The organism is Rhodococcus chondri (assembly GCF_036327435.1).
In the GTDB taxonomy this organism is placed as follows: Bacteria; Actinomycetota; Actinomycetes; order Mycobacteriales; family Mycobacteriaceae; genus Rhodococcus; species Rhodococcus chondri.
This window is the reverse complement of sequence record NZ_JAUZMZ010000168.1, coordinates 1-9,851: the sequence shown is the minus strand read 5'-3', so window position 1 is coordinate 9,851 and position 9,851 is coordinate 1. Positions and strand designations below refer to the sequence as shown.

At 69.1% G+C, this 9,851-nt stretch carries 10 protein-coding genes; all 10 read right to left on the bottom strand.

Translation table 11 applies throughout. From position 1 onward, the window contains the following. On the bottom strand, positions 1-1,387 hold a 1,387-nt coding region (locus Q8814_RS21490), incomplete at its 3' end, for a peptidoglycan DD-metalloendopeptidase family protein (protein WP_330154016.1). After that, positions 1,384-1,698 (bottom strand): hypothetical protein, encoded by a 315-nt coding sequence (locus Q8814_RS21485; protein ID WP_330154015.1) that lies wholly within the window; start codon positions 1,696-1,698, stop codon positions 1,384-1,386. The genes Q8814_RS21490 and Q8814_RS21485, both read right to left, overlap by 4 nt. After that, on the bottom strand, positions 1,695-3,449 hold the full coding sequence (locus tag Q8814_RS21480; protein ID WP_330154014.1) for an ATP-binding protein: 1,755 nt from the start codon (positions 3,447-3,449) through the stop codon (positions 1,695-1,697). The genes Q8814_RS21485 and Q8814_RS21480 overlap by 4 nt, the downstream gene beginning before the upstream one ends. Positions 3,450-3,461: 12 nt before the next feature. After that, entirely contained in the window at positions 3,462-4,967 is a 1,506-nt protein-coding gene (locus tag Q8814_RS21475) for an SCO6880 family protein (RefSeq protein ID WP_330154013.1), read from the bottom strand. After that, positions 4,964-6,103 (bottom strand): hypothetical protein, encoded by a 1,140-nt coding sequence (locus Q8814_RS21470; RefSeq protein WP_330154012.1) that lies wholly within the window; start codon positions 6,101-6,103, stop codon positions 4,964-4,966. Before Q8814_RS21470 ends, Q8814_RS21475 begins: the two co-directional genes overlap by 4 nt. Positions 6,104-6,164: 61 nt before the next feature. Beyond that, positions 6,165-7,265: a hypothetical protein gene (locus Q8814_RS21465; RefSeq protein WP_330154011.1), complete on the bottom strand. Its 1,101-nt coding sequence runs from the start codon at positions 7,263-7,265 to the stop codon at positions 6,165-6,167. Continuing rightward, a complete protein-coding gene (locus Q8814_RS21460) occupies positions 7,262-7,864 on the bottom strand; it encodes a hypothetical protein (protein ID WP_408015961.1) in 603 nt (200 codons plus the stop codon). Before Q8814_RS21460 ends, Q8814_RS21465 begins: the two co-directional genes overlap by 4 nt. Before the next feature lie 9 nt (positions 7,865-7,873). Continuing rightward, the gene (locus Q8814_RS21455; protein ID WP_330154009.1) at positions 7,874-8,248 is read right to left on the bottom strand and encodes a hypothetical protein; all 375 of its coding nucleotides are present in this window, start codon (positions 8,246-8,248) and stop codon (positions 7,874-7,876) included. A 13-nt stretch (positions 8,249-8,261) separates the two neighbouring features. After that, the gene (locus tag Q8814_RS21450; protein ID WP_330154008.1) at positions 8,262-8,555 is read right to left on the bottom strand and encodes a hypothetical protein; all 294 of its coding nucleotides are present in this window, start codon (positions 8,553-8,555) and stop codon (positions 8,262-8,264) included. A 17-nt stretch (positions 8,556-8,572) separates the two neighbouring features. After that, complete coding sequence (locus tag Q8814_RS21445; RefSeq protein WP_330154007.1) at positions 8,573-9,145, bottom strand: hypothetical protein; 573 nt, start codon at positions 9,143-9,145, stop codon at positions 8,573-8,575. Positions 9,146-9,851: the final 706 nt, after the last annotated feature.

The window sequence follows — 9,851 nt, the reverse complement described above, 5'->3', positions numbered from 1 at the left end:
TGACGGCGTCCCCGCTGCTGCCCCCGTCCACCCGGCCGTCGCCGCCGTAGTCCTGGCCGTAGCTCTCCCACGTGCCCGGCATGAACTGCGCCGGTCCCCTCGCCCCGGCCTGCGACACCGGAGCCGAATCCCCGTGACGGAAGCCGTTCTCGGCGGCGAGCTGCGCTGCGAGCAACGACGGGGTGATCTGCGGGCAGATCGACCCGGCCCGCTCGAGCCACGGCACGAACTCGAGCGGGACACTGCCGTCGGCGAGTCGGTCGCCCAGGCCCTGACCGGAGATGAGGCAGTCGGCAGCTGCGGCGGTGGCGTTGCCGCTGCCACCGGGCAGCGACCCCCACGACACCAACCTCTCGTCGGTGCCCTGGCCGCGCACGCTGACGTGCACGTGGTCGTAGTGGTTCTCGGTTTCGCTGCCGCGGTCCTCCATCAGACTCGGGGCACCGCCGACGGGATAGTAGGTCTGCCGCCAGATCACGTACTCGACGCCCAAGGCATCCGCATTGGCCAGCACGTAATCGGTGATCTCGTCCCCGAGAGCCACCCCGTCGCCGGAGCGGTAATCCGGGATCATCGCATCGACAGCCCGGCCTTCGGTGTGATCGGTCGCGTAGCCGCCGTCGGCGCGCCACCCGCCGAGGCCCGCGATCCGGTCGCCGAAGCGCAGGTGCAGTGCCCGAGCGAGTTTCTTCGCATCGACCTGCAGGCGCTGCTCGGAGCCGGCCGACGGCGGCAACGGCTGCGCCAAGCTCCCCTGGGACGGGGCGGACGGCACCGGGGTGGTCGGCCCGGCCGAGGACTCTCCCGGTGCGGGAGCGGATTCGTAGTACGGCAGCGGGTCCACCGCGCTGGTTCCCCAGCCTCCGGGCCAGATTTCCCAGTGCAGGTGCGGGCCGGTCGATTCCCCCCGATTGCCCACGGTGGCGATCTGCTGACCGGCGCGGACCTGCTCGCCGACTTCGACGGTGTAGGTCTCGATGTGCCCATACACGGTCGACACGAGCCGGCCATCGCGTACATGGTCGAGCACCACCCACTGCCCGAACCCGCTGGCGGGGCCGGCCTCGCGGACTACCCCGTCGGCCGAGGCGTAGATCGGGGTGCCGACGGCACCCGCCAGGTCGATGCCCTGATGCTGGGCACCCCAGCGCTGGCCGAACCCGGAGGTGACGGTGACGGCGGAGGGATCGACCGGCTTGAGGAACGAGCCCCTCGGCGCGAGCTTGTCCCCCGACCGCAGGCCGGAGCCGGGAGCGAGACAGCTCGTGCCGGCCCGGCGGTCCTGCTCGTCCGCAATCCCCATCACCAGCAGCAGGAGCAGGAAGAACGGAATGAGCGTGACCGCCAGGATCAGGGCGACCAGCCCGGTGCCCCCCTTCTCGTTCACCGCAGGCTCAGATCCTCGGCCACGACACCGTGCCGCTTCACCAGCGCCCGGCTCAGCTCCCGCGCCAGCGCCAGCTCCGCCTCCAGGGCGGCCACCTCGCGCTCGGTGCGGTGAGGACGCCGGCCGGAACGGTTGACCCAGCCCCGCACCGTCGTCTCGGCCACCTCGAGCCCGAGGGCGGCAGCACGCGCAGCACCGGTGAAGCTGTCCCCGGCCTTCATGCGCCCCAGGACCGCCTCGATCGCTGCCTCACGGGTAAGGTCATCGACCAGGGTGTACCGGCGACGGCCGGGACGCTGACGCCGGCTCATGCTGCGAACTCCTTGGCGCGATCCTCATCGGCGGCCCGCAGACGAGCGTCGGTGTCATGAATCCCGGAGTCCTTCTCTGCCTGGGGCACCCACACCTTGAACGGGGTGCCCGGTGTCGCGCCTTCGCCGAGCTTGAGCAGGAAGTGCCCGACACCGGCCGCGGTGCGGGTGGTCTCCACCGGCTCCGGCTCACCGCCTGGCTCCACCGTCACCCGGCGGCGAGCCTGGCGCTGCGCCTTCTTCTCCTCCACCGAGGAGGTGGTGTCGTTGGCCCAGCCGGTGACCATCGCGCGTTCTGCCTGCGAGAACTTCATGAAGTGGGCGAGGCGGTCGAGTTCGGCTTCGGGGACCGGGCCGACGATGCGGGCGCGGGAGCGTTCGATCATGCCCAGGGCGCCGACCTTCTCGAAGTCGGCGAGTGAGTGCGTGACCAGCGTCATCGCCACACCCATCGACCGCTGCAACCGCTGCACCGCATCCAGGCGTGCCACCGCCGAGCTGCCGGTCTGGATCACCTGCCACACCTCGTCCAAGATGATGTGCGCCGCGATCGACTTCGCACCGGGCACCTTGTTGTCGGCCAGGATGTGCGCAGCTTCGACGGCGGCGAACGCTTCGTTCCAGCCGGCGAGAAGCACCGCAGCCCGCATCAGCTCATCCCCCGGCGGGACCGAGGACATGTCCAGGTCCACCATCGGTTTGGTGATGTCGATGCGCACGGTGCTGTGCCGGTTGAAGGTTTCCCCGAACCGGCCTTTGACCAAAGCGCGCAGCGAGCGCAGCAGCGGCTTGATCTGGCCGCGGTACTCCTCTTCGGTGTCGGCCACCGCGTCTTCCCTCAGCTCGTCCGGGCCGGAGGCGATCAGCTTGAGCAGGTCCTCGATGCGGGCCGCGTGATCGTTGTCGAACTGCGAGCCCGGGGCGTAGAGCAGCCGGATCGCCGAGGCGAGCAGGGTTTCCTCGAAGTCCTCGAGTCGGCCCCGCCGGACGATCTCGAGCAGGGCACAGATCATGTTGAGCTGGCGGGCGTGCAGCGCGAACTCGGCCTTCTCCCGCTCCAGCGAGCCTGCGGGCAGCTGTTCGATCGCATCCCCGATCGGGCCGCGGTCGAGCGGGTTGATCGCGCCGGTGCCGTAGCCGACCTCGCTGACCTGACCGCCGACCTGTTCGGCGAGCACCCGCAGGTCCGGTTTGACGTCACCGGGCACGAGCACGAGCGTGCCGCGAGCGATGTCGCCGAGGGCGATCCGGCGCAGCAGCGTCGATTTGCCGAAACCGTTGAGGGCGCAGATGAAGCAGGACGGGGCGGTGATCGCCTTCATCTTCCAGGCGTAGAGCGGATCGAACCCGACCGCCGCGCCGGTGGTCAGGTGCCGACCGAGCGGGGTGCCCAGCAACGGGGCCTTGGCCCCGACGATCCACGGGTAGATCCCGGCGACCTGAACCGAGGTGCCGCGGTATTCGACCGGGGGCATCACCGTGGACATGCGCCCACCCCCGGGGCCGTCGAAGCCACGCTCGTCGAGGTCGGCCACCTCCCGGTCGAAGGCGTCGGAGCTGGTCTTGGTCAGCCGCTCGACCCGGGCGCGCAGGTTGTACTGGCGCGCGGCGAGCTGGCTCTTCCAGAACTTGGTGAGGCCGGTGGCCGAGGCTGCCTGGTCCTCGAGGGTGGACAGTTCCTCGTCCGAGAGCAGCGACGTGGCGATCTTGCGCGCCTGACTCAGCCGAGTCGAGGTCGTGGCTTTACCCATGACAGTTGGCCCCTAGTTGCTCAGGAACGACGGGATGGTGGTGTGGTCGGGCGCGATGACACCGACGCCCAGCGACGATGCGAACGCGGCGGCCTGCCAGCACCACGAGCGGCGGATCGTCAGCCGGCTCTGGCGCGAGAGGTCCTCGACCAGGGCGTCGATCTTCGGCACATTGGAGCTGCCGGCCGGTTCGGTGACGGTGATGAGTAACCCGAACCGCACGACCCCGGCGCCGCGGGCCTGCTCCATGCGGGCCTGCGCGGTGGCGGCGACCTCGATCTGGGACTTCGCCGAGGCGATCGACCCGTTCTTGAGCGAGCCGCCGCTGGCTTCGGCGAGGGCGTTGCGGTAGTCGCGGTCCACGAGGTCGGTCGCGTCCCCGGCCGAATGCGGCCGGTAGATCACCGACACCCGCTTGAGCGGCACGGCTTCGTTCGGAGTCAGCAGCCGCTGCAGGACTCGTTCGGTCACCGCGCCTTTGGGGGCTTCGCGCATCTCCCAGGTCACCGACACCGCGCCGTCGTGGAGGTACTTGCCCCCGTCCGGGCTTTCGAGTGCGGTGCGCGGACCGCAGTCCTCCCAGCTCAAACCGGTGCCCTCACCGGAATGTAAGCCGGCCTCCACATCGACCAGTGACGCCGGATCGTAGGAGCGGCGCACGAACGCCATGATCTCGTCGGCGTCCATCGGTGAGCACGGCACACCGGCCCGCGCTGCCGCCGCGGTCAGGGCGGGCAGCCGGCGACCGAGCTCGACGGCCTGCTCGGAGGGGTCCTGCCTGCGTTCGGTGGTCTTGGCCTCGAAGGTGATCGCGATCCGGGCCGCGAGGCGGATACCGCCGGAGGTCAGGCCGGTGGCGAGTTGGTAGGCCGCGTCGCGGGCCAGCTGCGGGGCATCGCCGCGGGTGTTCTGGTGGACCGTCTCGTACAGCTCGATGCCGGTCTCCGGCAGCGTTTCGACGGTGGTGACCACCGCGAGGATGTCCGAGGTCTCCCCCGCCCCGGACAGGAACTGCGCCCAGTTGCCGACGTAGAAATCGATCACGTCCTGATCGACGGCCTCGGCTCCCTGCGGGTAGGCGTCGAAGACGACCGTGTAGGCGTTGCGGCTCGGCATGTGGATCATGCCGAAGGTGCGCCCGTCCGAATCGATGCCTTCGTACAGTTCGGTTTCGCCAAGCACACCGGGAAGCCGGTACGCACGGCCGGGAACACGGGAGAACGTGCCCGAGGCGTAGGCGTGTTCACCGCGTCGGCGGCCGCGCCAGAACTGGAATCGCATCAGTGCCCTTTCGTAACCGGAGCGACCGTCACGCGAGGTGACGAGGGGGATGAAACACACGATCACCGGGATCGCCAGCAGCAAAGAGACGCGAAGTCCGAAGAACAGGCCGGTGATGATGACGAGGGCCGCGGCGGCGATCGCCGCGATCGAGGTGCCGAAGGTGGCCCCGAGCAGGCCGGTTTCGCGGGGCCGGCGCCAGTTGCCGTAGGTGGTGAATGTCGGTTCGTCGCTCATTGCTCGAAGCCCCCTCGGTGGAACTGCTGGCCGGCCCCGGATGCCACAGGAGCCGCGACCGCTGCCTCACCGGGTGATCCGCTGCCGGGAGTGCCGGACCCGTTGCCACCGGGCTGTCCGTTCGCGCCGTTCGCGCCGCCTCCGGGGGTGCCGGAGCCGTTGCCCTGGGGCGTCCCTTGTTGGTTGCCGCCCGGCCTATCACCTGCTGCGCCGAAGCCGGTCGGTGTGGCTCCACGGGGAGGGTTCGGTGTGCTTGTCGAGGTCGAAGTGGTGGTGGTAGCGCCGGTCGTGGCGCCGCTGGCACCGCCGGTGGCGATCATCCCGCCGACCTTCGCGCCCACCGCGGCCGCACCGGCGGCTGCTGCCATGCCGCTGCCGCCGCCTCCGAGTGCGCCGACGTTCGGGACGATCAGGCGCATCAGGGCAGGCAGTACCAGGGCCGCGGCGCACAAGGTGATGACCCCGGACAGGGCCATGAACCCGTCCCCGTTCTCGGGGTCGGTGATGGTCGGGGTGGCCTTGAGGAACAGGATCGCCGAGACCCCGATCACGAACGCGCCGACCGGTTTGACCAGCAGGAACGCGATGGTCCAGGCCAGCATCTTCTCGTATGCCTGGCTGCCGACCTTGGTGCCCCCGGCGGCGCCCGCGATCGGCAGTGCCGCCGCCATGAGTACGAGCAGGCCGGTGCGCAGCAGCATCAGAAACGCCATCATCAGGCCGCCGAGCATTCCGATGATGCCGATCAGGAACAGCAGGCCGACGCCGGCCGGACCGGAGTACAGGGTGATCGAGACCATCGCTTCGGCCAGGCGGGACGGGTCGGAGCCGACCGCGCTGTCCATGAACCAGTTTGAAATCTGGTCCGACAGTTCGGTGCCGAGCACGATCAGTGTCGAGGCTCCCCCGGCGAGCACCGCGGCCCGGGCCATCTGTTTGAGGCCCTCTTCCGAGGTGTCGCGGATCGCGCCGGACCGGGCTAGCGCCAATCGGCCACCGAGCAGGATCAGCGACAACGACAGTGCGGCGACCTGGATGTAGAAGGTGTAGTCGTTGACCGTGGCGACCGTCTCCTGGAAGGTCGAGCCGTCCACATAGGTGCCGGTGGTCCACCATCCGAGCGCGAACTTCAGCACCGCGACGCCAGCATTGCCGATCCACAGCGCTGTCTTCTCGACCGCACCCGCAGCGGCGTCATTAATGCCGTCCTTGATCGCGCCCGTACCGGCATCGACGACGTTGCCAGCTGCATCCGCGCAGCCGGGAACGTCTACATCGGTGGTTAGACTGACGGCCCCACTGAAGGCAGCCGCAAGAGGGTTGGCGCAAGCCACACCCCCGAGACCGGTCTCGAGCCAGTCGAATCCCGGGTTCTCGTCGACCTCGGCACTGTCGATGCCGCCGCCGGACGAGTCCCCGGACGGAGCGGTGTCCTGAGCGTATGCCGCACCCGCTGCGCCGATGCCGACGATCACGACAGCGCAGATCACGGCGACCGAACCCGCCGCTCAAGGCCGCCGAGTCCAGTTGGACAACCCATCCGGTGCCCTCACGCCACACCACAGGGAGCTTCAGTACCTCGACCTCGGCGGCCCCGTTCGACCGCTCGACGGTGGCTCCGAACTTGACCAGCGTCAGATCGGGATGGAAGGACACGTTGATCATCGGCATCGCCGTAACCGCCGTGTAGTCGGGCAATTTCAATCCCGACAGCAGCTCGGCCGGGTCCGACGAGTGACCCGCTTCCGCGACCATCTCGGCGCGGTTATCTCCACCAATGAGGTACGCGAGGTAGTGGGCTGCGGCCAGTGCCGCGCCCTGCGCCGTGCGCGAGAACCCGGTGGCCACGCCGTTGTCGGTGAACTCGGTAGGGCCGTCGGAAGTCGAGAACGGAAGGTCCATGTTCCCGTGGATGCGCTGGAGCATCACACCACTCGGTGCCTGATCGACGGGCCGGCTCGAGGTCGCCACTGTCTCGGAGAGGATCACGCCGGTGGGGTCGAGCGGCACGTAGACGACACGGTCGAACTTGCCGAAGACCGGGTCCGGCTCGAACAGCCCGTCTTCGACCTGAGCGGTGGCAGCGCCTCCGGTGGCCGGATCGAGAGCGACCAGCGCTTCGGCGTCATCCCCTCGGAAGAGCATCACGATGCTGAGCACGATTCCGACGACGACGATGACGGCCACCGCCGCCAACCCGATGGTGAGTTTCGTTGCCGACAAGGACCGCTCGTTCTCGGCGTCGAGAGCGGCGGAGGTCTGATCCCCGGTCTGGCCGGTGGTGTTCTGCTCGGTCACTTGCGGGTCTCCTCGAGATCGACCAGCTCCGACGGCAATCCGTCGAGAGCGGTGACGGCGGTGGTGTCGTCGCTGGGCAGGTTCAGTCGCCAGTCGCCGTCGATCCACACCACCTGGGTGGTCGAGGAGGCGAGCGAATCGTCCGAGAATCGCTGTACGACATCGACGGTGGCGGTGTCATCGCTGTACTCGTCGACGGTGTAGCCGACGATGGTCGGCACCATCTCGGGGTCGGTCTCCGAAATCTCCACCAGAGAGCGGTGGGCGGCGTACAGGTCACGGCCTTCACCGGGGGCGGCCACACCGGAGAGGATCGTCGGCCAGGTGCGATCGGAGGCGGTGGCCAGCTGCACCGACTGGGTGATCGCCGCCAGGGCCGCACCCTGCGGAGTGTGGCTGAACCCGGCGAAGGGCTCCCATTCACCGCCTCGGGGGCCGTCGGTGGTGCCGATCGGCACCTCGATGCCGCCGACGGTGACCCACCGAGTGATCTGCGGCGGATCGGTGATCGACACGGCGGTCTCGGTCGTCTCCGATCCCCCGCAGCTCACTGCGACCAACGCAACCGCGACCACCGCTGCTCGCGCCCACCGACGCATCCTCATTCGTTACTCCTCGTTGTCGGGTTGCTGCTGTTGCTGTTGCTGTTGCATCTGTTCGAGCTGGTCGATCACGGTCGGGGCATGGCTCGTTCCGAGTTGTTGGGCTTGGGGCCCCTGAGCGGTGGCCAGCAGGATCGTGGCGATGGTGGCGGCCACGCCGCCGGCGAGGATCGCGCCGACATTGGCCGCGACGAACTCGGCCGCGGGGGGGGATTCGAGGCCGGCCCCGTGCTTGTGGTCCCACGCCAGGCGTCCGCCGACGAAGATCACCTTGGCCACACACAGGAGAAAGACGATTCCGGCCGCGTATCCCAGGAGCGTCTGGAAACCCTCGACAACGTCGCTGGGAAGACTGGCCACGCCCTGTGCGGACACCTGCATCGCTCGTCCCGTCCTATGCCGCGCTGGTGACGGCGCCGAGGATCTGGTTGGCGGAGATGGCGACGATCGCGCCGACGAGGCTGCCGACGAGCATCTTCGGCGAGTCCCCCGAGCCGTGCTGCCACTTCTCCCACGCGAACTTGCCGCCCGAGAAGATCAGGGCCGCAACGCAGGCGAGCGTCACCCCCCACAGCAGCCAATTCAGCAGCTTGAGCAGTCCGTTCGCGCCCGGAGGCACTTCCGGGTTGATGTCGAAATTGACGGCACCCTGCGCGAGATACGCGGCATCTACAACCGTGTGGAGCATGAGTTTCCTCCGTGTGATTACTGCACCGACCACAAGGTCGGGAGATTCGATTGGATTGCCGTGACGATGCCGACCCCGGCAGCGATCACGTCCTCGGGAACCTCGATCACGGCTCCCTTGGTCTGAACCGGCACACCGTCGAGGGCGCGCCAGGTGGGCAGGCTCGATCGGGCAGCCGAGGCCAGGAAGCGATGCCAGCCGATCGCCCAGTGCGCCTGCACAGCGCCGGAGACGATCGAGCGCAACTGACGCACATCCTTCGGCGGCTGACCGGCTGCGTTCGCCACGGTGACCAGGCCGAGCAATTCGCAGGCCAGGCCCCGGTTGCGGTGTTCGAGGATCAGATCGTGAGCGCTGCTCAGGCCCTGGATGGTTTCGCGGCAGACCACCACCACATACGGCGACTCGACCTCACGGTCGGTGCCACACGGCCACTGGTGCCGGGCATCGTCGGCGAAGCTCCAGTACTGGGCGAGGGTGGAGACCCCGGCCCCGCCGTGAGCGCCGAGCAGCCACACCCCAGGTCCGGGGGCCGCCACCGGGTACGGCTCGACCCGAGCCTCGACACTGGTGCGCTCTCTGCTGCTCATGCCAGCTCCTCGGTCCCGGTCCGGTGGGTGGTGTCGTGGTGGCTGGCCTCGATGCGGCCGAGGGCGTCGAGCACGTCGGTCCAGGCGTCGATCGAGGCGACCGACAGGCGCCGGTGATCGACGGCGGTGGGGCGAGCCAGGGTCGCGTCGAAGGGCACTTCGACGAATCCCGCGGTCAGCGGGGTCAGTGCCTCCCGGATGGGGCTCAGATCGACCAGGCGCTGCGGAAGCTGGTGCGAGATCGACACCACCGTGCGTGTCAGCACGTCCCGCCCGTATGCGCCGATGAGCCATTCGAGACCGTCGCGCATCCGGCTCAATGGCTCGGACCGGGCCGGAGCGACGACGACGATCGCGGCACCGGCGTCGAGCAGCGGTGTCAGCCGGCGAGAGCGCATCGCCANCCCNACATCGTGGATGCGGGCGAGCCGGCGGTCGGCGAGCAGGCTGTCCACCAGCGCAGAGTCGGTGCCTTCGCCGTGGCCGACGACGACGGCCCCGGCGCTGCTGACGGCCATGCGGGAGCCGAGCTGGCGGATGGTCCGCGCCTGATCGATCGGTTCGACACCGACGCGGTCGAGCAGGTTACCGCCGCCCCAGGTGCCGTCGATCGCCGCGACCTGCACATCGGCGCCCAGGCGTAGGGCGGTGGCCAGTCCGAAGCAGGTCGTGGTCGAGGCCGCTGCGCCGGAGCCGGCCACCACGA

Excerpts from the sequence above, each read along its gene's own strand:
- Q8814_RS21455 (WP_330154009.1), bottom strand. The coding sequence starts at position 8,248 with ATGCAGGTGTCCGCACAGGGCGTGGCCAGTCTTCCCAGCGACGTTGTC.
- Q8814_RS21480 (WP_330154014.1), bottom strand. The coding sequence starts at position 3,449 with ATGGGTAAAGCCACGACCTCGACTCGGCTGAGTCAGGCGCGCAAGATC.
- Q8814_RS21485 (WP_330154015.1), bottom strand. The coding sequence starts at position 1,698 with ATGAGCCGGCGTCAGCGTCCCGGCCGTCGCCGGTACACCCTGGTCGAT.
- Q8814_RS21475 (WP_330154013.1), bottom strand. The coding sequence starts at position 4,967 with ATGAGCGACGAACCGACATTCACCACCTACGGCAACTGGCGCCGGCCC.
- Q8814_RS21460 (WP_408015961.1), bottom strand. The coding sequence starts at position 7,864 with ATGCGTCGGTGGGCGCGAGCAGCGGTGGTCGCGGTTGCGTTGGTCGCA.
- Q8814_RS21450 (WP_330154008.1), bottom strand. The coding sequence starts at position 8,555 with ATGCTCCACACGGTTGTAGATGCCGCGTATCTCGCGCAGGGTGCCGTC.
- Q8814_RS21445 (WP_330154007.1), bottom strand. The coding sequence starts at position 9,145 with ATGAGCAGCAGAGAGCGCACCAGTGTCGAGGCTCGGGTCGAGCCGTAC.